This window comes from Tepiditoga spiralis (assembly GCF_014701195.1).
GTDB classification, from domain to species: Bacteria; Thermotogota; Thermotogae; order Petrotogales; family Petrotogaceae; genus Tepiditoga; species Tepiditoga spiralis.
In genome coordinates, this window is record NZ_AP018712.1 from 2,275,747 (window position 1) to 2,300,479 (window position 24,733).

Consider the following 24,733-nt stretch of genomic DNA (forward strand, 5'->3'; position numbering starts at 1 on the left):
AGATATCAAATTTGTTTAAAAAAGCCCTTATGGGCTTTTTTTTATTGTATTTTTTTAATAAATATGGTAATATATTCAAGGAAAGAATTTTTTATGTGGGGTGATTCTATTGAGTTTAAAAAAAGATATTAAACTTCCTTATGATATAGGGTTAATATTAAGCTTTTTAATTGTTTTGCCATTTTTTATAATACCTAAGTGGGTTTATGAATTTTCAACTCAAAAACATATGTTTTTTGCTTTGTTTTTTACAGCATTATTTATTTCGTATTTATTTACAAAAAGAAATAAAGTAATAAATATTGAATATACACCAGTTCATATTTTTTTCAGTTTTTTTGGTATATCTACCCTTTTATCTTTAATATCTGTTGCTATTGAAAATCCTATATATTTAAGGGTTTCAGTAGAAACATCTCTATATACTATATTAATAATTTCAGTTTCTTTTCTTATAACTAAAAAATTTGGAGAAAAATTTAAGTATATTGAATATGCCCTCTTTGCTTTGTTGATAACTGGTACAATTATTGCAATAGATGGATTATTAAATAAATTATTTGGATTTGATATATTTTTTGGTAAAATAGGAGATCCAAATGCAAGAATTGCTTTAAGAACAACTATTGGAAATCCTAACTTTGTTTCTGATTATCTTGCTCAACTTTTACCGATAGCAGTTTATTTTACATTAAAAAAAGATTCTAATTTATTTATAAGATTTTATGGATTATTTAATATCTTTATAATGTATTGGGTTATACTATTTGCTCAAACAAGATCTGTATATATGGGATTATTTGCTGGTATGATTGTTGCTCTTGTGTCTGTTTTAATTTCGTATAAAAATCAAGAATCTAAAGAGTATTTAAAATCAAAAAAATTTATTTATTATTTTATAACAATAATAATTATTTTTATATTTCTTTTTGGAATGTTTAACATAAAATCACCTTTTAATAAAAGTGGAGAAGTTAATGCTTCAAGTAGATTTGTTGCAATGGCAAATGGTTCTTCTTGGGATGAAAGAACTTTGTCTTGGATGGCTGCAATAAAACAATTTCAAGATAAAAATCATCCTCAACATATTATAATAGGTGGAGGTATTGATACATATCCTGTATATGCCCTTTATTACATGAAAGATGTACAAAAAGAAAATCCAGAAAGATTTTTATATGCTTGGAATAATTTTAAAAGGGCACACAATGATTATTTACAAGTTTTAGGTGAAACTGGATTAATAGGTTTTTTTAGTATTTTAGGTATAATAATTTCACTTTTATTTATATTTTTCAAGTCAATAAAACAAGAAAAAAACTTTAATAAAATGCTCTTATTTTCATTATTTGCATGGATAGCTACTATAACAATAGTACATTCTGCAACTGAATTTCCAATGCATATGCATCCAAATATTATGGTAACACTTTTCGTATTATCAGTAGCTGTTTCAAAACAATTTAATACTATAAAAATCAAAAAAATTAATACACTGTATGTTTTGATACCTATTATTTTAATTGGTATAGTAGTTTCTTACTTAAAAGTTTTATCAACAGCATCTGAAGTATACTTTAAGTATGGAAATAATGAATACAGTAAATTAGATCAATATTATGAAATATCAAATACTAAAATTCCACAAGTTTTAAATAATATAAATGCTCAAATAAATACTTATAAAAATCAATTAAAAAATTATTCACCATTTTCTGAACAGTTTAAAAAAATAAATGAAGCCATAAGTTCTTTAGAAAGTAGAAAAAATACTTTAAAAAGAGAACAAATAAATTATTTTAATAATGCAAAGAACTCTTATTTGAAGTCTAAAGAATACTTTTTAAAATCGCTTGATATGAATCCTGCTTTTGGGAAATCTGCTTTTTATTTAGCTCAATTTTTTACAAAGTATCCATTTAGATATGAAGAAGTGAACTATAATTCATTACCAGATATTTTTGAATTAAAAAGACCAGAATATAGATATATTATAAATGAATTTAAAGGTTCAATTGATTTAATGCCGTTCACTTCAAATAAATTACGCGATACAGTAAAAGATATTTATAATTTAGCTTATAATGAAGAAACTAAAAATATAATACTTTCTATTCAAACAACTTTAGATGAAATAGATGAACTTGAGTATGCTTATACTTCTTTTAATGAAAAAAATGCTTACAGACTAATTTCTAAGTATCATTTAGTTATAATAGAAAAATTGAATATTTTAAAGTCTAAAGTTAAAGATTCTAAAAAAATAGATATTTTATTGGATAATGAATTAAAAGAATTTTTTCATTGGTATGATGAAGCTATAAAATTATTACCTGGTGCATGGAATAGATTTCCAGAATGGGAGAATATATATTCTGAATATATAAAACTAAATATGATACTTTTAAATTCTAGAATTTATAACCAAAGTATTTTATACAATAAAATACTTGAAATAACAAAACAAGATGGCATGGCCAATTATTATATGGCTCTTAAATTTAGAGGAATTCCAGACGTTTCATTAGAATTATTAGATAGTCTTTATTTAGCTTCAAGTACTGAGTATAAAGATAAACTTATTAATGCAATAATAAATAATTATAAAGATGTTTATAATTATTATTTAGATCAAAAAAATAAAAATTCTAACTTATACATTAATTATAAACAAAGAATAGATAAGTTTATAGTAACATATTCTCATTATTTAAATAAGAGATGAATTTGATTGTATAAGATAACAACATTTTTATTGATACTTTCAATTAGTATTTTTTTAATTACGTTTATTTGTTACTATAAAATAACAAGAGTATCCAATAATTCTTTGGAAAAATATTATATAAATTTAATGTCTGTAAATAAAGCTAAAAAATTTATAAAAAAAGGTGATTTAGAACAAATAAAAATTAATGGATATATCATAAAGTTAGACAATGAAAAGATTGTAGTAAAGAAGGAGGATTAAAATGCCCAAAAGAGCAATTTTAATAGATAGTGGATGTGCCGTAACTGATGAAATTTTAAAAAAATATAATGCTGAATTAATTGGTATGAATGTTGTACTTGATGAAAAGACTTTTATTGATGGAATTACTATAACAAAAGATGAATATTATTCTAAAATATTTGATGTTAATGAATTTCATACATCTCAACCATCAATAGGATCAATTGTTAAAATATATCAAGATTTAAAAGATAAAGGATTTGATGAAATAGTTGATATACATTTTTCTTCTAAAATGTCTGGATTAATTAATACTTGTGAAATGGCTAGAAATATGGTTGAAGATATAAAAATTCATATTATAGATACAGAAAGTATATCTATAGGCGCTTATTTAATTGCAGAAAAAATTATGGAATTACTTCAAACAAAATCTTTTGAGGAAGTAGAAAAATTATTACCTGAAATAAAAAAATCATCATATATGCAATTTTCTGTACCAACTTTAAAATATTTAATAAAGAATGGGCGTATAGGTAAGGCTCAAGGACTTGCTGGAACAATTTTAAATATAAAACCTATACTTGGAGTTGAAGATGGATTTATAGCTCCTATAGCTAAGATTAGAGGAATGAATAAAGTTTATTTAACTATGAAAAATAATGCCATAAAATTTATTAAAGATAGACCAAATAATGTAAAGATATATATAATACATAGTTTGGAAAAAAATAAAGAACAAATGCTAAAGGCGTATAATTTATTTATGGAAGATTTTTCAAAACTTGGAATCAAAGATTACAGAGTTATAGAAGGAAGAATCTCTCCAACAGTAGCTTCTCATAGTGGACCTGAAGTATTTGGACTTGCGGTATATGGAGAAAAAGAGCCAATAAAATGATGCACATAGAGGAAATTTTAAATGAATATGAATATATTTTAGATTTAAAAGAAAAGAATATTAAAAAGTGGGAAGAAATTTTTCCTGCTTTTTATTCTATTTCTAAAATTAATACTAAAACATTAAAAGACAATAATATGCTTGAAGATATAAAAAAATTATTAGGTTATGTAAAACCATTAGCTGTATTACCAGAAGAAAGAAAGATTAAAAGATTTAAAGAATTAAAAACTGCATTAAACAAGTTAAAGAATAAATATTTAATAGATTCTTTTGAAAAACCAGAAAAAAAAATAAATTTGTTTACTGACATAAAATTTTTAAAACATGTTGGAGAAAAAAGAGCAAATTCTTTGAGAAATATTGGATTATCTAATTTATATACTACTTTTTTTTATTTGCCAAGAGATTATGAGGATAGGAGAAAAATAAAAAAGATAATAAATACAAAAGATGGAGAATTTTCTTTAATTTCTGGTAAAATAGTAAATTTTGAAGAATTAAGAATAAATAAAGGATTAACAATAATAAACTATTCTGTAGAAGATAGCACAGGTGTAATTATATTGAGTTTTTTTAATCAAAAATTTGTTAAAGATAAATTAAAAAGAGGATTAGAGTTTGCTTTTTATGGTAAGGTTGAATATTCTTATGGAAGACGTCAAATGAAATCACCTGAATTTTTTGAAATATCAAGTTTAAAAAAAGAAATTTTACCAATTTACCCCCTTACTAATGGTATTTCTCAACAAGTAATTAGAAAAATATTCAAACAAACTATTCCACAAGTTTATTATTATGAAGAATATATACCAAAACCTTTAATAGAAAAATATTCAATTTTAAATATAAACGAACGCATAAAAGGCATACATTTTCCAAAGAGTTTTTATCATAAAAAATTAGCTTATGAATCAATGAAATATGAAGAAATAATATTATTTGAGAGTGCTTTGCTTTTATCAAAAAAAAGTTCTAAACAAAAAAAGTTTGGAATATCAAAAAAAATAAGTGGAGAATTATTAAAAAAATACTTAAAAATTCTTCCTTTTAAACCTACAGAAGCTCAAATAAGGTCCCATAATGAAATAAGAAAAGATCTTATTTCAAAATCTCCTATGAATAGAATGCTTCAAGGAGACGTTGGGTCTGGTAAAACCGTTGTTTCAGAATTTGCAATAATAGATAATTTTGAAGCTGGATATCAATCTGCAATGATGGTTCCAACGTCAGTTTTAGCTAAACAACAATTTTTAAAAATACAAAAAAATTTAAAAAATATAGGAATAAATGTTGCTCTTTTATTGGGAGAAACTAAAAATAAGGAAAAGAAAGAAATAAAAGAAAAATTAGCTAATGGAAAAATTGATTTAATAATTGGAACGCACGCATTAATACAAGACGATGTCGTTTTTTCTAAATTAGGACTTATAATAATAGATGAACAACACAGATTTGGTGTGAATCAGCGTTTAAAATTAATAAATAAAGGAATATCACCAGATATTCTTGTAATGACAGCTACACCCATACCACGAACATTAGCTTTAACCATATATGGAGATTTAGATATAAGTATAATTGATCAAATGCCTAAAGGAAGGAAAAAAGTAAAGACAGTATTATCAACAGATTCTAATTTAAAAAATATATATAGATTTATACATCAAGAAATAGATCAAGGAAATCAGGCTTTTTTCATTTATCCATTGGTAGAAGAATCTGAAGTATTAGATTTAAAAGCAGCAAAAGATATGTATGAAAAATTAAAATTAGAATTTAATAATGTAGCACTTTTACATGGGAAAATGAAATCAGAAGAAAAAAATAATATTATGGAAAAATTTTCTTCTAAAGAAATTTCTATTTTAGTATCAACAACTGTTGTAGAAGTTGGTGTTGATATACCAGATGCTACGGTAATAGTTATTGAACATGCAGACAGATTCGGATTATCTCAACTTCATCAACTTCGTGGACGTGTTGGAAGAAGCAAAAAACAATCTTATTGTTTTTTAATAACAGGAAATAATATTCCAGAAACAACAAAAAATAAATTATTTGAATTTTCAAATACATTTGATGGATTTAAAGTTTCTGAAATAGATTTGTCTTGGAGAGGACCAGGAAAATTTTTTGGAACACAACAACATGGTATCCATGAATTTAAATTTACTGATATAGTTGAAGATATGTTATTACTTGATAAAATACGAAAAGAATTAGAATCGAATCAAGAAAGTTATTTTGATGAAAAATTAAAAAAAGAAATTTTAAAAAGATATGGAAAGAAATTAAACTTAATAAATGCAATATGAGGTGATTAAATTGGCTCTTAAAATCGAAACAGGAACAATGAGAGGACAAACATATGAAACAGTTAATGATAAAAGAACACGATACACACCAGGAAAATTAAAACAAATTTTAATGAATATTTTTGATTTTCAAGAAGTTAACTTATTAGAAGTTTTTGGGGGAAGTGGCGGATTTTCTTTTGAAGCTATTAGTAATGGAGCTTCTTCTTCAACTATAATAGAAGTTAATTCAAAAACCGTTTCATCAATAATTAAAAACTTAAATAAACTAAAAATTTCAAATAAAGTTCAAGTTATAAAAAATGATTTTAGAAAGGCAATTCCAAAATTAAAAAATAGTGAAAAAAAATTTAATATAGTTTTTGCTGATCCACCATTTAATTTGGGTTTTTGTAATGATTTTTTAGAAATATTAGATAAAAATCATGAAATAATAATTTCTGGTGGATATATTATATTAGAAAGATCAAAAAGAGAAAATTATAATTTAAATTTGAAAAACTTTGTTTTAGATGAAAGCAGAAATTATGGTGAAATTACTCTTGATATATTTAAAAAAATAAAATAAAATAATCCTCATAAAGTAATATACTTTATGAGGATTATTTTATTTTAAAAAGATTTAAATATAACAAAAAATAATTATTTGACAAATAAAAAAAAATATTATATAATATACATGAATATATGTTCACATATGATATATATAGGAGGTGAATTTTATGGAAGAAAAATGTTGTCTAAGTGATACACCTGAAATGATTAATAAAATAAGAGAAAGTTTGCCAAATGAAGAAATATTATTTGATTTATCTGATCTTTTTAAAATATTTGGAGATAGTACAAGAATTAAAATTATTAGTTTACTTTTTAAAGGTGAATTTTGTGTGCAAGTTATATCTAAAATTTTAGAAATTTCTCGTTCAGCAATATCTCATCAGTTGAGAATTTTGAGACAATCTAAGCTTGTTAAATATAGAAAGGAAGGAAAAATTGTATTTTATTCTCTCAATGATGAGCATATAAAAAACATATTTAATATAGGATTAGAACACATTCAAGAGTAAGGAGGTGAATTTTATGGAAAAACAAAAAATAAAATTAGAAGGATTAGATTGTGCCAATTGTGCTTCAAAGATAGAAAAACAAATAAAAGAATTAGCTGATGTGAAATCAGTAAACTTAAATTTTATAACTAAAATAATTACGATTGAATCAAAAAATGATAAATTTGAAGACGTAGAAAGTATAGTAAAAAAATTAGAACCTCATGTAAATTTATATAAAGAAGAAGAAAAAGAAGAAAAAAAAAATGAAATTAGAAATGAAACTATAAGATTTTCCATAGCTTTAATCTTTTTTATAAGTGGCTGGTTTTTTACAACTCAAAATATTTCAATATATTTATTTTTAATATCTTATGTTATATCTGGATATAAAGTAATATGGAAATCAATAAAAAATATTTTAAATAAGAATTTTTTTGATGAAAATTTTTTAATGAGTATAGCTACAATAGGAGCTATTTCAATTAAAGAATTTCCAGAAGCTACTGGAGTTATGATATTTTATGAAATTGGTGAATTATTTCAGTCAATAGCTATAAATAAATCAAGAAAGTCTATTACATCATTGATGGATATAAGACCGGATTTTGCAAATAAATTTGATGGAGAAAAAACAAAAATAATTAATCCAGAAGAATTAAAAATAGGAGATATTATTTTAGTAAAACCAGGAGAAAAAGTTCCTGTAGATGGTATTATTTTTGAAGGTAAAACAAAAGTTAATACGTTAGCTTTAACAGGTGAATCCATTCCAAAATCATTAAAAGAAAATGATGAAATTTTAAGTGGCTACATAAATGAAAGCAATACAATAAAAGTAAAAGTAAGTAAACTTTTTTCTGATTCTACAGTATCAAAAATATTGGAAATGGTAGAAAATGCGTCTTCTAAAAAAGCACAAACAGAAAAATTTATTACTAAATTTGCAAAATATTATACTCCCATAGTAGTATTTTCAGCAATAGTAATAGCATTTATAACACCTATCTTTTTAGGTAATTTTAATGACTGGTTCTATAGAGGATTATTATTTTTAGTTATATCCTGTCCATGTGCCTTAGTAGTATCTATTCCTTTGGGATATTTTGCAGGTATTGGAGCTTTATCTAAAAATGGAGTATTGGTAAAAGGTGGTAATTATATAGAAGCATTAAAAAATTTAACTAAAGTAGTATTTGATAAAACAGGTACTTTAACTCATGGTGTTTTTGAAGTTAGCAAAGTCGTGGCATTTAATGTAAAAGAAAAAAATATAATAAAATTTGCAGCTTATGCAGAAGAATATTCAAATCATCCTATAGCAAAATCAATTAAAACTTATTATAAAAATAAAATAAATATAAATTTAATTAGTTCACATGAAGAAATTCCAGGACATGGAGTAAAAGCTAATATAGATGGTTTTGAAATATTTGTGGGTAATGAAAAATTAATGAAAAAATTTAATATTAAATATGATAAAATAAGTGAATTTGGAACAGTTATTCACGTTGCTATTAATAATAAATATTCAGGTTATATAGTAATTGCAGATAAAATAAAGAATGAATCAAAAGAAACTATTGCAAAATTAAAAAAATTAAGTATAAAAACAATTATGCTCACTGGAGATAATGAAAAAGTGGCAAAATATGTTGCTAATGAATTAGGAATAGATTATTATTATTCGGAATTACTACCTAATGATAAAGTAATAAAATTAGAAAATGAATTAAACTTTACAAATACTGTTGCATTTGTAGGTGATGGTATTAATGATGCACCTGTTTTAACCAGAGCAGATGTTGGAATTTCAATGGGTGGATTAGGTTCAGATGCAGCTATTGAAGCAAGTGATGTAGTAATAATGGATGATAAAATAGATAAAATAATAACTTCTATTAAAATTTCAAAAAGAACATCAAAAATAATTTGGCAAAATATAATTTTTGTATTGTTAATAAAAATAGTTTTTTTAGTGTTAGGTGCCTTAGGCATAGCAACTATGTGGGAAGCTATATTTGCTGATGTTGGTGTAGCTTTACTTGCAATTTTAAATGCAATGAGAATTAATAAAAAAGAAGTAATTTATAAAATTTAGAATAAATAAATTCTTTTATTATAAAAAATAAGATGCATAAGTTTTTATTTTACTGAAGAACTAAAATTCATGAGTGTATTGAGTTTTACAATAAGAAAAAAATTTAAAATTAAAATGCATGATTTCTTTTAAAGAAATCATGCATTTATTTATTCATAAGTTATAATTATATCATTTTTTTTCTTTAAAGTATTTTAAAACAGATTCTTTAATAATTCCAGCAAACTTTTTTACATAGTCTGTTCCATATTTAAATTTTTGTTCTACTGTTTTATTACTTAAAAAGTCTAATTCATATAAAACAGCTGGACATCTTGTATAAGCTAAAACAGCAAATTCTGCAGAATGAATACCTCTATCTGTAATATTATTTCTTTTTATTTCATTTTCTAAAATATTAGCGAATTTTTTACTTTCTTCAATAGAGCTTTCTTTATCTTTAACCCAAGTTTCGATTATTGGTTTATCTTTTTTACTATCTAAATTCTCTTTCCAAGCAATTCTCCTTGCATAGCTTGATTTTGAAAAATCAAAGTAATAGATTTCACTTCCATTTACAGTTCTATCATCTGGATAGGAGTTTAAATGAATACTGATAAATAAGTCTGCATCTTTATTATTTGCAAACATAGCTCTATCATAAAGTTCTATAAATTCATCTTTTGTTCTTGTTAAATATACATCTATATCTTCATTTGCTAATAAATCCTTTACTTTTTTTGCAACTTCTAATGCAACTGTTTTTTCATAAAGTTTATTAAATCCAACTGCACCAGAATCATGACCACCATGACCTGGATCTATGACTAAAACAGGTCTTGTTAATTCTGGAAAATAAAAATCTAATATAACTCTTTTACTTTCAAAAGTCTTTTTTAATTCTGATTTATAATTTAAAACTATCTTTACCCATACTTCTGTTTCAGAAAAATGATAAGCTTTTATATACTTTACTTTATTGTTATATTCATGATAGTAAATAGAATCAGGAACTTCTGCACCTTTTATTTTTATTAAATAACCATAAGCATTAACTAGTGGATATACTTCTACATTGGCATCTTCACTTAACTCTATTATAGTTCGTGCATTTGATTTTCCAAAAATAGTATTTATACTTTCTATTTTAGCAACTGGTACATTTAAATAATATCCTTTAGCATTAGATATTAAATCTAAATTCATTACCTTAGAAATAACTTGTGGAGTTAAATAAACTTTCTTATCAACAATATTTATATCTTCATCAGAAAATTTGAATGATTCCATACTGTTTATAATACACATTTTATTTTTAGGAAATAAAAAGACTTTCCATTTATCATGTTTAATTATAACTAAATCTTCATCTGTTTTTACTACTTTACCAAATTTTTCAGCAACATAATTGAGTTGTATATATGTAGTATTATTTTTTTCAAAATAATACTGAGAATCTATTTTTCTCCATTGTAAGTAAACATCATTTGAAAAAGATAGTGCAAACGAAAAAATCAAAAAGAGAAAAATAGAAATAGTTCTTTTATTAAACATTATTCCCCTCCCATATACATTTTATATTCATCACTTTTTATATTATAAGCTTTATTTTTATTTTTATCTAAAAACATCATTGGATCCATACTTTTATTATCCTTAAAGTTATCTATTTCAAAATGTAAATGGGGTCCTGTTGAAATACCAGTACTTCCAACTTTTCCTATTATTTCACCTTTTTTTACGATATAACCTTTACATACATTTATTTCACTTAAATGCCCATATAAATATATTTTATTATTTAATAATACTTTTATATGTTTACCATATCCACCACTTTCACCAGCGTATATAACCTTTCCAGAATTGGCAGCAATTATTGGAGTTCCTTTTGAAGCAACTATGTCTATTCCAGTATGAAATTTTATTTTTTTGTATATTGGGTGCATTCTATAGCCATAAGGTGAAGAAACATAACCAATTATAGGCCATCCAATAGTTTGATTTTTATTATAACAAAGGCCTATAATTTTATAAGGTATTTTTAATTTTTGTCCTACTTTTAAAAAGTTTTTATCTTTAATATAATTTACTTTGAGTATTAAATCTGGATGAGTAAAAAATTTTATAGCAATATAATTTAATGAATCTCCAGGTTTTACTTCATAATAAAAAATATTTTCTTTTGGAATAAATAATTTTTGATTTAAATTTAAATATTTTTGATACACTATTTCAGGGTTTCTATCAATTAAAACTGGAACTGAAATTTTTGTTTTTTCTGATATTTTTATTATTGAATCATTTTTTTGAACTTTATAATAATACCCCGCTTCGCTAAATCCAATACCCCCGCATAAAACTATAATTAATACAATTAATCGTTTCATTTTTTGAACACTCCTATATTATTCTTTACCTTCTAAAATATCAACTATTTTGTCTGCTATTTTTGTATTAGGTAATATATAATCTGCATAGCCTTCTTCAACAATTGCTTTAGGCATACCATAGACTACACAAGTCTCTTTTGATTCAGCTATTATTTTTCCTCCATAATGTTTTATTTTAAATGCACCTTTGGTGCCATCTCTTCCCATTCCAGTAAGAACGACACTAACAATATTTTGCTTATATATTTCTGCAGCACTATCAAAAGTAAAATCAGCTGCTGGTCTAACATTATTTATTTTTTCGCTGGAATCTAAATAAAGAGAAACCTTAGTCCCAGATTTTTTCAAACCTAAATGAAAATTCCCAGGAGCAATATAAACAGTATCTTTTTCTAAAACATCTCCTTCTTCAGCTTCTTTTACAGTTAATTCAGATATTTTATTTAATCTATTGGCAAGAGATTTTGTAAATCCAGCTGGCATATGTTGAACAATTATTACTGGAACTCCAATTTTTTCTGGTAATAAAGGAACAACTTTATCTAAAGAACGAGGTCCACCAGTTGATGAGGCTATTAATAATATTTTTTTACCAACAGTTCCAACTGATTCTCTTTTTTTCCTTGTAGTAATTGATTTTTGTGGTTTTGCTAAAACATTAATAGAAACCTTTATTGCTTCATGAATTTTTTGTAAAAGATCATCTTGAACTTGTCTAAATGTCCATGAAGTACTTCCTGCAGGTTTTTGAATGAAGTCTAAAGCTCCATTTTCTAGACATTCTATTGTTATTGCAGCATCTCTTGAAGTTAAAGAACTAACCATAATAACTCTTGTAGGTGTTTTTTTCATAATTATTTTTAATGCTTCAAAACCATTTAATTTAGGCATTTCAACATCTAAGGTAACCACATCAGGTTTTAATTTTTCAACTTTTTCAACAGCTTCAAGACCGTCTTTTGCCATCCCTATAACTTTCATGTCTGGTTGTTTGTCTATTATATCTTTTAACACCATTCTCATAAAAGCAGAGTCGTCTACAACAAGAACTTTTATTTCATCCATTGTTTTTGCCCCCTCTTGAAAAAAATTTAATAAATACTAAGAAAGCTATCGCTATAATTATACCATACTTGGGATTAATTTTAAAAATTGATTCTCCAAATATTATTGTCCCTATAACAATTGAAAAAACAGATGCAATTAGAACAACTGCTGCTGATATGTCTTTTATTATACCTATAATTTCACTATAATCTGGATGAAGATAATCAAGTACCTTTTCTATAACTGTATTTAAAGCTTCCATTAATAATACAAGCATTACAGCAAAAGAAATCCATAATAATTTAACTCCATTTAAATCAAGAAATAGCGCTGTAATAAGCGCTATTAATCCTATAAATGTTTGTATTCTAAAATTTCTTTGAGTTTTATGGACTTCAAATAATCCATTTATGGCAAACTTTAAACTATCTTTAAATTTTTTTGTTCCAATAATTCTTTTCATCATTCAAAATTTCTACCTAATTTAGTAACTTTTTCTCCAGATCTTATTTTATAGGTTTTTTTAGTAAATTCATATCCAAGATTTAAAGCTTTTTCATCCATTTCATAATAATTTTCTTTAACATTTTCTTTCATTGTAGAAATTAAAACATCTAAGCTTAAAATACCTGTAACGCTAGCCAAAATACCTAATCCTACCATATTAGAAACATTTATATTTCCAATTTCATTATAAGCAATTTTTGAAGCAGATACTTTTATAACTTTTTTAGTTTTTCTTGAAACTGTTTGAGGAAGTTTTTTTACAAATTCATCATCATAAAAAACTAAACTATTTTTCTTTAAATGTTCAACTTGAGGAACGGCAACATCATGCATAACATATAATATATCAAAAGTTTCAGCTTTTGGAAAGTCTATTGGAACCTTATCAAATAAAACATCAGTATATGAAAGTCCTCCTCTAACTCTTGCACCATAATGAAGAGTTTGAACTACATTATATCCTTCTTTAACTAAAGCATTTGCAAAAACATGGCCCATCATTATATTCCCTTGACCAGCTTCACCTGCAAATCTAACTGAAAATGGTTTTGAAATTGAAAGATTCATTATTTGTCACCTCCAATTGCAAATTTGTTTTGGAGTTTTTGATAATTTTCAAGATATCCTTCTTTTTCGATGTTTTTAAATTCACCTATTACTATTTTTCCTTTTAATTCTTCTTCACTCATTTTTTCAGCTTTTGAAAGCATTATACCATTATCTTTAAAATATTGGTGTAATTGTGCTGGTTTTGGCATTTTATTGTATCTTCCAAAATAAGTATGGCAATTAGTTACTATTTCAACAACTGAAACACCCTTATGTTTAATTGCATTTTCTATATATTTTGCACTTTGCATAAAATGAAAAACTGTAGATCTTGCAACATAAGTTGCTCCAGAAGCAATAGCTAACTCAACCGCATTGAATTGATTTTCTATATTTCCATAAGGAGCTGTTGAAGCCAAGCTTTCAGAAGGAGTTGTTGGAGAATATTGACCACCTGTCATACCATAAATATTATTATTGAAAATAATAATAGTTAAATCCATATTTCTTCTACAAGCATGAATAAAGTGATTCCCACCAATTGCTAACATGTCACCATCTCCACCCATGGCAATAACTTCAAGATCAGGTCTTGCTAATTTTACTCCAGTAGCAAATGCAACAGCTCTTCCGTGAAGAGTGTGCATAGTGTTAAAGTCTAAGTACCCAGTACTTCTTGAAGAACATCCTATACCAGATACTACAGCAACCTTATTTTTATCTAAATTTAAATTACTAGCTGCTTCAAGAAATGATTTTAAAATAATTCCATTTCCACATCCAGGACACCAAACGTGTGGAAGCCTGTCTTTTCTCAAATATTCATAGTACTTTGCTGATGGCATAGTACACCTCCAAATTTAATTTGAAAAATTTTTCATATAAACATTAAATATTTTCCCCTATTTCTATTAAATTTTCAAATACTCTATTGGACAAATTAAGCCCCTTTTCAGTTAATTTTAAAGTCTCATCAATGCTTATCAACTCTGATTGTATGGCAGTAAGTTTATTTATAAAATTTATCACAAGTTTTTCAGAATATCTTTCTTTTAAAGTTTTTATACTTATTCCTTCTAACAGTCTTAAACCCATAAAAATAGTTTCTATAAAATCTTTTTTTTCATCGTTTTTATGATAGTATTCATATTCCATTTTATTTTTATTTAAAGAATTTATATATTTTAAAATTGAATCTGTATTTACATATCTTTTCTTTGAAATATGACTACCAGCAGAAACTCCAAATCCAATATAATTTTCATTTTTCCAGTATACTTTATTATGAATAGAAAAATTATTATCTTTTGACCAACTTGATATTTCATATCTATTATAGTTCATCTTTTTTAAATCGATATAAATAATATCAAGCATATCTTCTAAAAACTCACTATTTGGAAGAGTTAATTCTTTTTTTTCAATTTTTTTCATTAAAGGAGTTTCGTGTGAAGAATCAAATAAATAATAAGAAATATGTTGTGGATTTAATTCTTTTATTAAATTTAAATTATTAATAATAGTTTTTTCTGTTTCAAAAGGCAAACCTAAAATAAAGTCAAGATTTATATTTTTAAAGTATTTTTTTAAAGTATAATAACTTTTTCTTGCTTTTTCTAAAGTATGAATTCTATTAACTGTTTTTAAAATTTTATTTGATGATGATTGAATTCCCATAGAAATTCTATTTATTCCTATTTCCTTATAATCTATTAATTTAAGTTCTTCAACACTTTCTGGATTAACTTCTATTGTAAACTCTTTTAAGTCCATATTAAAGATTTCATTGATTTTATAAAAAATATTTTTTATATATTTAGAATCAACAAAGGACGGTGTACCACCACCAATATATATCGTCTTTATTAAAAAATTATTATTTTTATATAATTCTATTTCATTATTAAGCGCTTTAAAGTATTGCTCAAAATAATTTGTATTAACTATAGAATTATAATCACAATAATAACATTTGCTTTTACAAAATGGAATATGTATATATATACTACAATTCTGCAAAAATTCCACCACCACATTCATTAAAGTATATGTATATTGGAAAATTTTTAGTATCACTTATCAAATAAATTCTATACTTATACTCTTCATTATACATTAATCCAAATCCAACTATAAAATCTTTTTTTAATAAATTTAATTTAGTACTAATATCTCCTAATACATATATTTTATTTTTATTATAAGAAATACCTCCAAATATTCCTGTTGAATAGTATTTATCAAAAGATAGAACTTGTATTCCTGTTTCAAAATTTCTTCCAAAATTTAAAAAAAGTGGAAGTTCTAAAAATCTTTGTAATTTAAATCCAATTCTTGAAAAAGAATAAACTTCACTATTGATATTAAGAAAAAAATTATTAAAGCTACCTATTGTTATGGTTGGAATACTAAAATATGTATTAAATCCTTGGAAAATATAGTAGTTATTACTTTTAAAATTAAACGTATTAAAGTAATCATATTTTATTATTCCAAGTAAAATACTATTATATGTATTGTACTTAAATCCAATTCCCATTTCAGAGTTATATGTTGGAATATCTAAAAAAAAGCTAAAGTTTTGTTCTCCTGTTTTAACTTTTATTTTTTTAAAAAATAAATTTTGTTCTTTTAAAAATGGTTCTTTTTCTTCTATACTTATTCTAAAATTAATTGCATTGTCATTTGCATTAAAACTTAATTTTAATGGTTTTACTTTTAAAACTTCTAAATTTAAATTATAATTTGTTGAAAACAAACTTATAGAAAAAAGAAGTAATAAAAAAAATATATATAATTTTTTACTCATTTTTAAAAGCCTCCTTAAGCTTTAAATTACTTACTAAAAATAATTATATCATATATAAAAATAAAATTAAGAAAACAAAATAATATTATTGTTAAATTAACATAAAGTTTTTTTTTATGTCGTAAAATTATAATGGTATATAAAATTTTTGGAGGTGATTTTTATGAAAAAATTTATTATTATTGGTCTTTTATTATTATTTTCTATAATAATTTTATACTTTGGTTCTGTTTCTTTTTATAACTTTAGATTTTTGATAAAACCAAGATTTTCTACACCAGTTTATAGTGGATATGTTGATAATTTTGTTTACATTAGAAAATATGTAAATGGTAATAATAGTATGCTAATGGTAAAAAATACAAATAAAAATTTTATAGTAGTGTTGTACTTTAAACATTATAATCAAAAAAGAATTATAACATATTCAGATAGTGCTCAATTAGATTTTCCAGATATAGCAACTCCAATAATAGTTGTATACAAACAAACAGGTTTTTTAATATCTTATCCAATATCCTCCTATACGCTCAATTAAAACCATGTTTTAAAGGTTTTTTTACGAATAAATACATGGTATAATTGTTTATTGAAAGAAAAGGAGTTGGAAAAGTTTGTTTGAAGAAACTCATATAAAAACATGGTGGGGGAAAAAATGGATAAACTTCTTAAGTTTATTTGATAAAGATGATTTAAAAAAAAATCGCGGTTTAGAGTATACGAAAAATGTTGTTGATATAAAAATTAATAAGAATAAAATTTTATCTAAAGTTTCTGGTAGATACAAAGTACCTTATGAACAAACCATAATTTTTAAACAATTTACTATTTCGGAAAAAAATAAAATAAAAAGTATTTTAAAAAATAATAAAGACTTAAATTTACAATTGTATATTAATAAATTTCCAGAAGAACTTTATTCTATTATAAAAAATAATGGAATTGATCTTTTCCCTAATAGTTTAGAAGATTTAATTTTAAAATGTAATTGTGTGGATTTAAATAAACCGTGTAAACATTTGATAGCAGTTTTTTATAAATTAACAGAAGAAATAGATAAGAATCCATTTTTATTATTTGAGTTTCACGGTATAAAAAAATCAGATTTATTTTCAATTGATTATAATGAAGATATTTTTAAATATAGTAGTTTGAATGTAAAGCTTTTAAAAGAAAGGCCAAAAGAAAGAAATATTTCTAATAAAAAGATAGAATCTTATTTGTCTCTTTTACAAACTCACCCATCTTTTTATAAAGAAGATTTTAAGAAAATACTCTTAAATACATATGATGATATTTCTTATAAATTAAATAATAACTTGATGATAAATGAAGAAATAAAATATAATATGACAGACTTTAAAATACACATATCTTTTTCAAAGATTAGACCAAAGTTTTATTCTAATATTGATTCAAAAACAATTAAAAGTATATTTAAAAAAAATATATCTTTTGAAAGTATCTTTAATGTTTTTCATGAACTAAACCTTTCTGATTTTAAAGAAGATAGTAAATATACATCTTTTTTAAAACAATGTTTAGCTTTCTCATATAAACTATCCATATTAAAAGCGTATCTTCCTGAAATTTTTACTATAAACAATAATGAATTTATTATTAATTATACTCCAAATAGAACAATAAAATATGTAGATGATTATTTAAATTATTTATCCTATATTGCTCCAAAAGATATCTTATTAGATGAAAATAATAATGAATTGAATACCTATTTAGCTACTGAATTTATAGTTTCTATGTTTTTAAAAGAGATAATAAATAAATATTCGAAAAACTTTAATGATAAATTATTAAATGTTTTTTTTAAAAAGAAAATATTTAAAGTTGAAAAATACTTTGAAAAAAATATTTTTTTAAGTATTAAAAATTGGCTATTACCATTATTTTTAAAAGATAGTATATTTTCTATACTTTTATTTGTTGAAAAAATAAATAAAAGAAAATATTATTTATCAATGAATATAAAAAATAAAATAAATGAAAATGTTTATACTTTAAAAGATTTTGAAAATTCTATTGTTATAAATCAATATAAAAATGAACTATATAATCAATTAGGTATAATTGCTTCATATTCAGAAACAATAAGCAAACTAATACGAGATAAAAGAGATAAGATATTAATAAATCTAGATGAATTAAGTGAATTGGTTATATATTCTGAAAATGATTTAAAACTTTTAGGTATAAAAATAATATTAAATTTTAAACCTAATAAAATTGTTGTTCCTAAGTTACTTTTAAGATTAAGTAGTCAAGAAGATATCTTAGATTTTGAAAAAATAAATTTTAATTATACTATTAAAATCGATGATATTGAAATTACATTAAATGAATTTAAAAGAAATTTTAAAAATATAAATGGACTTGTATGTTTTAATGAAAAAAATGTTTTAGTTACACAAGAAAATTATTTTTCAATTTTGGAAAAAACAAAAAAACAAAGCACTAAAAATATAATAATAAATATTTTAAGTAAAGATTATTATGGAGTTCCAATTATTCCTGATAATAAAATCAAAAATTTTATTGATAATTTAAAAAAAATACCAAAATTAAATATACCTAATACATTAAATGGAACTTTAAGACCTTATCAAATAACGGGTTTTAATTGGTTATATAATAATTTAAAAAAAGGATTTAATGTATGTATCGCTGATGATATGGGTCTTGGAAAAACTATACAAGTTATAACTACAATTTTAAAATTAAAAGAAGAAAATAATATTAAAAATCAAACATTAGTTATATGTCCAACTACAATAGTTGGAAATTGGTATAAAGAATTTGAAAAATTTTCTCCTTCTTTAAAAGTTCATATTTTCCATGGAAATAATAGAGAATTAAATGATTCTGATGTAATAATAACAACTTATGGAACTCTTAGAAGAGATTCTCATAAGTTATCAAAAAAATGGTCTTTAATTATTTTAGATGAAGCACAAAATATAAAAAATCCACTTACTGCTCAATCTAAATCAGTAAAGCATTTAAACTCTATTTTTAAAATAGCTATGACCGGAACACCAATAGAAAATAAATTGCTGGAACTTTGGAGTATTTTTGATTTTTTAATGCCGAACTTTCTTGGTAATAAAAATTACTTTTTAAAAAATTATGCAATTCCAATTGAAAAACAAAATAATACAGAAAAACAAAATAAATTAAAAAATATAATAGAGCCATTTCTATTGAGAAGATTAAAAACAGATAAAAATATTATAAATGATCTTCCTGAAAAAAATATATACAATGAATTTATTTTTTTAAAAGAAAAACAAGAGTTGTTATATAAAAATGTAATAAAAATTTTAGATAAAAATATTTATCATTCTTATGGAATAGAAAGAAAAGGTTTGATATTAAAATTACTTACAAACTTAAAACAAATATGCAATCATCCTTCAAATTTTACAAAAGAAGAAAATTATGATATAGAGCTATCAGGAAAATCTGAAAGAACAATAGAACTCGTTGAGAAAATAGTGTCAAAAAATGAAAAGGTATTAATTTTTACTCAATACATAGAAATGGCCAAAATATTAAAAAAGATGTTATCTATTAAAAATATAAATTCTTTATTTTTTTATGGAGGATTATCAAGAAAAAAAAGAGATTTTATTGTTGATAATTTTCAAAATAATAAAAATCAAAAAGTAATGATTGTATCTTTAAAAGCTGGAGGAACGGGTTTAAATTTGATAGCTGCAAATCATGTTATTCATTATGATATGTGGTGGAATCCAGCTGTAGAAAACCAGGCAACTGATAGAGTGTTTAGAATTGGTCAAAAGAAAAATGTTAGTGTATATAGATTTATAACCTTGGGAACTTTTGAAGAAAAAATAAACCATATGTTAGAAAAAAAACAAAAATTAGCAGAAAGTATAATTTCTCCAGGTGAAAAATGGATAACCAGTCTTTCAAACAAAGAATTACAAGAATTTTTCAAACTTTTTTAAAGTGAGGTGGAAATATGTTTAGTAAAAGACCAATATGTATTGTAGAAAATGATGATAATGATTTTGAACATGTAAAAAATGAATTAAAAAAATCCAGTTTATCAAATGAAATTTTAAGATTTAAAAAAACAGAGGAAATGTTAGATTTTTTAAAAAATGAAGAAATAAAGCCAGCTTTAATATTAACCGCTTTAAGATTTCCTGGTATGAATGGTATAGAGTTTATGAAAATTGCAAAAAAAGAAAATTTATTAGATGATATTAAAGTAATTGTATTAACTTCAGCTGATGAAAATTTAAGATTAGAGAGTAAAAACGAAGGATTTATTGGATTTATTAAAAAACCATTTGTACTCAATGTTCTTTATAATCTTTTAAGAACATTTACAAGTAATAAATTTTTAGAAAGAAATAAAGTAGATGATATTTTAAAGGATATTTCCACAACTTTTAATAATAAAATTTTAAAAAGTTTAATAGCCATTAAAACTAATAAAGTATATACTCAACTTTCATTTTTTGATGGATATTCAAATAGTATAGTTTTAGAATATAAAGGTATATCATTTAGATTAAAAAATAAAATTTATGATACTTTAAAAAATCAAAAAATTTTTTCAGATACTTTTTCAATTAATGATGTAAAAAATAAATTTTGGTGGATGATAAGTAATTTACCTAAAAATGCTTATATTTATATTAGAAAAATTGAATTTGAAAATAAAGATACAGGATTGATTTTATTTATAACAAAAGAAAAAATGGATTCTGAATTAAATAAAAAAATTGATGAAAAGTTATATGAATTATCTGCTTCAATGTATACTCAAAAAAATGATTTTGAACAAAAAGTATATATGGGAAAAGCAATTTTAAATCTTGCAAAAACAACAACAGCTTATGATCCTTATATATATTTACATTCAGTAAGAATGGCAGATTTATCAGCTATATTAGCTTTATTATATGGATTTGATAATGAGAGGATAAGTTTTGTAAAAAATTGTGGAATGATACATGATCTTGGTAATATTTTCGTTTCAAAAAGAGTATTAAATAAACCAGGAATATTAACTGATTCAGAATTTAAAGAAGTTCAATCACATACATCAAAGTTAGAAGAATTGCTTTCTGACAATGAGTTTTTAAATGATTATGTTGAAGTTGCAAAATTACATCATGAAAGATTAGATGGAAGTGGATATTATGGATTAAAAATGAATGATATACCTATTGAATCTCAAATTTTGGCTATAGCAGATATTTATGATGCTTTAACACACGATAGACCATATAGAAAAGCAGAATCTATAGAAAAAACATTAAAGATTTTAAATTCTATGGCAAAAGATGGAAAGATAAATAAGGAAATAGTTAAAATTTTAGAAAATTTAGTTCCTATATTTGAAAAAACATCTTATAACTTAAATTTAACTAGTTTGTTGAGAAATAATAAAAAAATATTTATTGAAAATCCATTTAAAGAAAATTCTTTAATAGATGGGAAAATAGAAAAATTAACTGGAGGGTTTGCCTATATAAAATTAGAAGAAGTTCCTCAATTAAAGATAGGTAATAGCATAACCTTATATTCAAATTTAGATGGTATAATAGAAAAGTTTGAATGTAAGATTTTAAATATAAAAGAAGATGGATTTATAGTACTAGTAAAAACAACTGAATATGAAAGTAAAATAATAAAAACTATGTGGGCAAAAAAAATTAATCTATTTAAATTAGAAAGTGGTATAAAAAGAATGGATCAAATAGAAATAAGCGAATATACATTAAATGCAAGAATGTCAATGTTTGGTGCAAATCAATTGTCTTTTACAACTACTGAAAATTTATTTAATTTAAAAGATAAACTTATGATAGATTTTGATGCATATGGTGAAAATATAGTAATTTTTGGAGAAATAAAAAGAATTGAAAGTGAAGAAAACTTAGTTAGATACTGGGTAAAATATTTAAATATGACAGAAGATAAGATTGCTACAATAAATAGAACTCTATTTAAAAGGAAATTAGAAATACTATTATATCTTTAAGGAGGTACTAAATGAGTACAGTAATAATAGGTGGAGGACCTGGAGGATATGTTGCTGCAATAAGATTATCTCAACTTGGTGAAAAAGTTATATTAATTGAAAAAGATAATTTAGGAGGTACTTGTACAAATTTAGGCTGTATCCCAGCAAAGGCTATGTTAAGTGCTTCTCATTTGTATTCTGAGATAATAGAAAAATCTAAAAAATTTGGAATAAAATATGAAAATTTATCTTATGAAACTAAAGGAATTATGAAACATAAAAATAAATCTGTAACTATGTCTAAAAAAGGTATAGAATTTTTAATGAAAAAAAATAAAATTGAAGTAAAAAAAGGTACTGCCAAAGTCTTGGACAAAAATAATGTATTAGTAAAGGAAACGAATGAAAAAATACACTGTGAAAATATTATTCTTGCTAATGGTTCTATACCAGCTATTTTCCAACCATTTTCTAATGTAGAAGGTATATGGACTAGTGATGATATATTTAAAATGAAAAACATACCAGAAAGTATAACTATAATTGGCGGAGGAGTAATTGGATTGGAATTCGCTACCTTTTTTTCATCATTAGGAAAAAAAGTTTATATAGTTGAGTTAGCAGATCATATAGCACCATTTGAAGATGCTGATGTAGCAGATGAAATAAAAAAAGTTTTGAAAAGAAAAAAAGTTGAAATATATGAAAAATTTAAAGTAACTTCTGTAGAAAAAAATGAAAATGGCTATATATCAAAATTATCGAATGCTGAAGGTGAAATAGAGCTTATTTCTGAAAAAGTTTTATTATCTGTTGGAAGAAAGCCAAATATTTCTGAAGACTTAATAAATCTCGGTTTGGATATAGAACGTGGAATAAAAACTAATAAAAAAATGAGAACTAACATTGAAAACGTGTATGCAATTGGTGATATAAGAGCTCAAATAATGCTTGCTCATGTCGCAAGTTTTGAAGGAATTGTAGCTGCACATAATATTGCAAATAAAGAATTAGAAATGGATTATTCTGCTATTCCTTCAATAGTATTTACTAATCCTGAAATAGCTTCTGTAGGAGTAAAAGAAAAAGATGTAAATAAAGATGATGTAATAGTATCAAAGTTTCCTGTTTCAGCTAATGGAAGGGCAAGAACTATGGAAGAAAAAGATGGATTTATAAAAATAATTGCTGATAAAAAAACATCTAAAATATTAGGAGTTACAATAATTTCTCCATCGGCAACTGATATGATAATGGAAGGCGTTTTAGCAGTAAAGCATGGATTAACTATTGAACAATTAGCAAACTCTGTACATCCACATCCAACTTTAACTGAGAGTGTATTGGGTGCAATAGAAGGTTTAGAAGGATTAGCAATTCATATTTAAAAAATATCAGCTCAATGAGCTGATATTTTTTTTATTTTTTCAAAAGTATGTTGTAACCTGAGAAAGAAGATAAATGAAGAGTTTTTCCAGATAATTTGAAATTAAATTGTGAATCTAATTTTTTTAAACTTATAGGATTTCCAAAAGGTATCATAGCTTTTCCATTTTCCATTTGAATGTAACTTTCAAGATTTTCTCCAGATCCTTTTATTTCAACAGAAACTTTTTGTTCATCAACGTAAATTATTTCTCCAGAGTTTGATATACTACAAGTTGCATTTATAATAACTTTATAAGAAGTAACCTTTAAATCAGGCCATTTTGCTTTCCAATCTTTTAAAGAACTTTCAATATATTCTTTTGGAACAGTAGCTTCTAATTTTAATACTTTATTTTTAAAATCAAAAGTCAATGTTGCTTTTTCAAAATTTTTTAAAAAATTTTCATTTTTATCATTATATTCGATGACATTCCATGTTCCCTCTAAATTACCAGTTGTACCAATATACTCTTTTGTTCCAGGTAACATAAAATTATTTGGTTTTGGTGCTGAACAACTTGATAAAATTAATAAAAAAACAGTTAAACTAATAAAAAATAATAAAATACTTTTTTTCATAATGTAACCTCCTTTTTAAAAATGACTTAATAATATTATAACACATCTTTTTGTTTTTTACACAATATTAATAATAATGAATCTTTAGGATTACAAAATTG

20 protein-coding genes are annotated in these 24,733 nt (G+C 23.7%); 11 read left to right on the top strand and 9 right to left on the bottom strand.

The window, feature by feature from the left end; genetic code table 11:
* Positions 1-109: 109 nt before the first annotated feature.
* The 7 genes from IGS63_RS10595 (at position 110) to IGS63_RS10625 (ending at position 9,319) form a co-directional block, all read left to right on the top strand.
* Positions 110-2,725, top strand: coding sequence for an O-antigen ligase family protein (locus tag IGS63_RS10595; RefSeq protein WP_190614811.1), 2,616 nt, complete (start codon positions 110-112; stop codon positions 2,723-2,725).
* Positions 2,726-2,731: 6 nt separating this feature from the next.
* On the top strand, positions 2,732-2,971 hold the full coding sequence (locus tag IGS63_RS10600; RefSeq protein ID WP_190614812.1) for a hypothetical protein: 240 nt from the start codon (positions 2,732-2,734) through the stop codon (positions 2,969-2,971).
* Between the two features lies 1 nt (position 2,972).
* Positions 2,973-3,854: a DegV family protein gene (locus IGS63_RS10605; RefSeq protein WP_190614813.1), complete on the top strand. Its 882-nt coding sequence runs from the start codon at positions 2,973-2,975 to the stop codon at positions 3,852-3,854.
* A complete protein-coding gene (recG, locus tag IGS63_RS10610) occupies positions 3,851-6,172 on the top strand; it encodes an ATP-dependent DNA helicase RecG (protein WP_190614814.1) in 2,322 nt (773 codons plus the stop codon). The genes IGS63_RS10605 and recG overlap by 4 nt, the downstream gene beginning before the upstream one ends.
* A gap of 10 nt (positions 6,173-6,182) precedes the next feature.
* Positions 6,183-6,740 (top strand): 16S rRNA (guanine(966)-N(2))-methyltransferase RsmD, encoded by a 558-nt coding sequence (gene rsmD, locus IGS63_RS10615; RefSeq protein WP_190614815.1) that lies wholly within the window; start codon positions 6,183-6,185, stop codon positions 6,738-6,740.
* Positions 6,741-6,930: 190 nt separating this feature from the next.
* A complete protein-coding gene (locus IGS63_RS10620) occupies positions 6,931-7,239 on the top strand; it encodes an ArsR/SmtB family transcription factor (protein ID WP_420856929.1) in 309 nt (102 codons plus the stop codon).
* 13 nt (positions 7,240-7,252) lie between these two features.
* Positions 7,253-9,319, top strand: a complete 2,067-nt coding sequence (locus IGS63_RS10625; protein WP_190614817.1) for a heavy metal translocating P-type ATPase — start codon at positions 7,253-7,255, stop codon at positions 9,317-9,319.
* 171 nt (positions 9,320-9,490) lie between these two features.
* On the opposite strand, the gene IGS63_RS10630 is transcribed toward IGS63_RS10625, so the two are convergent.
* The 8 genes from IGS63_RS10630 to IGS63_RS10665 are packed head-to-tail and all read right to left on the bottom strand — an operon-like array spanning position 9,491 to position 16,603.
* Entirely contained in the window at positions 9,491-10,852 is a 1,362-nt protein-coding gene (locus tag IGS63_RS10630) for an N-acetylmuramoyl-L-alanine amidase family protein (RefSeq protein WP_190614818.1), read from the bottom strand.
* Positions 10,852-11,688 carry a peptidoglycan DD-metalloendopeptidase family protein gene (locus IGS63_RS10635; RefSeq protein WP_190614819.1) on the bottom strand — a complete coding sequence of 279 codons (837 nt, stop codon included), beginning with the start codon at positions 11,686-11,688 and terminating at the stop codon, positions 10,852-10,854. The genes IGS63_RS10630 and IGS63_RS10635 overlap by 1 nt, the downstream gene beginning before the upstream one ends.
* An 18-nt stretch (positions 11,689-11,706) precedes the next feature.
* Complete coding sequence (locus IGS63_RS10640) at positions 11,707-12,756, bottom strand: protein-glutamate methylesterase/protein-glutamine glutaminase (RefSeq protein WP_190614820.1); 1,050 nt, start codon at positions 12,754-12,756, stop codon at positions 11,707-11,709.
* Positions 12,749-13,204 carry a diacylglycerol kinase family protein gene (locus IGS63_RS10645; RefSeq protein WP_190614821.1) on the bottom strand — a complete coding sequence of 152 codons (456 nt, stop codon included), beginning with the start codon at positions 13,202-13,204 and terminating at the stop codon, positions 12,749-12,751. Before IGS63_RS10645 ends, IGS63_RS10640 begins: the two co-directional genes overlap by 8 nt.
* On the bottom strand, positions 13,201-13,812 hold the full coding sequence (locus IGS63_RS10650) for a 2-oxoacid:acceptor oxidoreductase family protein (RefSeq protein WP_190614822.1): 612 nt from the start codon (positions 13,810-13,812) through the stop codon (positions 13,201-13,203). The genes IGS63_RS10645 and IGS63_RS10650 overlap by 4 nt, the downstream gene beginning before the upstream one ends.
* Positions 13,812-14,639, bottom strand: a complete 828-nt coding sequence (locus tag IGS63_RS10655; protein WP_190614823.1) for a 2-oxoacid:ferredoxin oxidoreductase subunit beta — start codon at positions 14,637-14,639, stop codon at positions 13,812-13,814. The genes IGS63_RS10650 and IGS63_RS10655 overlap by 1 nt, the downstream gene beginning before the upstream one ends.
* A 43-nt stretch (positions 14,640-14,682) precedes the next feature.
* Entirely contained in the window at positions 14,683-15,813 is a 1,131-nt protein-coding gene (hemW, locus tag IGS63_RS10660; protein ID WP_190614824.1) for a radical SAM family heme chaperone HemW, read from the bottom strand.
* The gene (locus tag IGS63_RS10665) at positions 15,800-16,603 is read right to left on the bottom strand and encodes a hypothetical protein (protein ID WP_190614825.1); all 804 of its coding nucleotides are present in this window, start codon (positions 16,601-16,603) and stop codon (positions 15,800-15,802) included. Before IGS63_RS10665 ends, hemW begins: the two co-directional genes overlap by 14 nt.
* 163 nt (positions 16,604-16,766) lie before the next feature.
* On the opposite strand from IGS63_RS10665, the gene IGS63_RS10670 reads away from it, so the two are divergent.
* From IGS63_RS10670 to lpdA, 4 genes are all read left to right on the top strand, one after another.
* Complete coding sequence (locus IGS63_RS10670) at positions 16,767-17,141, top strand: hypothetical protein (protein WP_190614826.1); 375 nt, start codon at positions 16,767-16,769, stop codon at positions 17,139-17,141.
* 76 nt (positions 17,142-17,217) lie between these two features.
* Complete coding sequence (locus IGS63_RS10675) at positions 17,218-20,592, top strand: DEAD/DEAH box helicase (RefSeq protein WP_190614827.1); 3,375 nt, start codon at positions 17,218-17,220, stop codon at positions 20,590-20,592.
* Positions 20,593-20,606: 14 nt separating this feature from the next.
* The gene (locus IGS63_RS10680; protein ID WP_190614828.1) at positions 20,607-22,643 is read left to right on the top strand and encodes an HD domain-containing phosphohydrolase; all 2,037 of its coding nucleotides are present in this window, start codon (positions 20,607-20,609) and stop codon (positions 22,641-22,643) included.
* An 11-nt stretch (positions 22,644-22,654) separates the two neighbouring features.
* Complete coding sequence (gene lpdA / locus IGS63_RS10685; protein WP_190614829.1) at positions 22,655-24,013, top strand: dihydrolipoyl dehydrogenase; 1,359 nt, start codon at positions 22,655-22,657, stop codon at positions 24,011-24,013.
* Between the two features lie 31 nt (positions 24,014-24,044).
* On the opposite strand, the gene IGS63_RS10690 is transcribed toward lpdA, so the two are convergent.
* Complete coding sequence (locus tag IGS63_RS10690; RefSeq protein WP_190614830.1) at positions 24,045-24,632, bottom strand: hypothetical protein; 588 nt, start codon at positions 24,630-24,632, stop codon at positions 24,045-24,047.
* Between the last annotated feature and the right edge of the window lie 101 nt (positions 24,633-24,733).

Bases quoted from the DNA above. Each gene is read 5' to 3' on its own strand.
- IGS63_RS10665 (WP_190614825.1), bottom strand. From the start codon at position 16,603: ATGAGTAAAAAATTATATATATTTTTTTTATTACTTCTTTTTTCTATA.
- IGS63_RS10680 (WP_190614828.1), top strand. From the start codon at position 20,607: ATGTTTAGTAAAAGACCAATATGTATTGTAGAAAATGATGATAATGAT.
- IGS63_RS10655 (WP_190614823.1), bottom strand. From the start codon at position 14,639: ATGCCATCAGCAAAGTACTATGAATATTTGAGAAAAGACAGGCTTCCA.
- IGS63_RS10605 (WP_190614813.1), top strand. From the start codon at position 2,973: ATGCCCAAAAGAGCAATTTTAATAGATAGTGGATGTGCCGTAACTGAT.
- IGS63_RS10630 (WP_190614818.1), bottom strand. From the start codon at position 10,852: ATGTTTAATAAAAGAACTATTTCTATTTTTCTCTTTTTGATTTTTTCG.
- recG (WP_190614814.1), top strand. From the start codon at position 3,851: ATGATGCACATAGAGGAAATTTTAAATGAATATGAATATATTTTAGAT.
- IGS63_RS10690 (WP_190614830.1), bottom strand. From the start codon at position 24,632: ATGAAAAAAAGTATTTTATTATTTTTTATTAGTTTAACTGTTTTTTTA.
- IGS63_RS10640 (WP_190614820.1), bottom strand. From the start codon at position 12,756: ATGGATGAAATAAAAGTTCTTGTTGTAGACGACTCTGCTTTTATGAGA.
- IGS63_RS10645 (WP_190614821.1), bottom strand. From the start codon at position 13,204: ATGATGAAAAGAATTATTGGAACAAAAAAATTTAAAGATAGTTTAAAG.
- IGS63_RS10625 (WP_190614817.1), top strand. From the start codon at position 7,253: ATGGAAAAACAAAAAATAAAATTAGAAGGATTAGATTGTGCCAATTGT.
- IGS63_RS10620 (WP_420856929.1), top strand. From the start codon at position 6,931: ATGATTAATAAAATAAGAGAAAGTTTGCCAAATGAAGAAATATTATTT.
- IGS63_RS10635 (WP_190614819.1), bottom strand. From the start codon at position 11,688: ATGAAACGATTAATTGTATTAATTATAGTTTTATGCGGGGGTATTGGA.
- IGS63_RS10670 (WP_190614826.1), top strand. From the start codon at position 16,767: ATGAAAAAATTTATTATTATTGGTCTTTTATTATTATTTTCTATAATA.
- IGS63_RS10650 (WP_190614822.1), bottom strand. From the start codon at position 13,812: ATGAATCTTTCAATTTCAAAACCATTTTCAGTTAGATTTGCAGGTGAA.
- lpdA (WP_190614829.1), top strand. From the start codon at position 22,655: ATGAGTACAGTAATAATAGGTGGAGGACCTGGAGGATATGTTGCTGCA.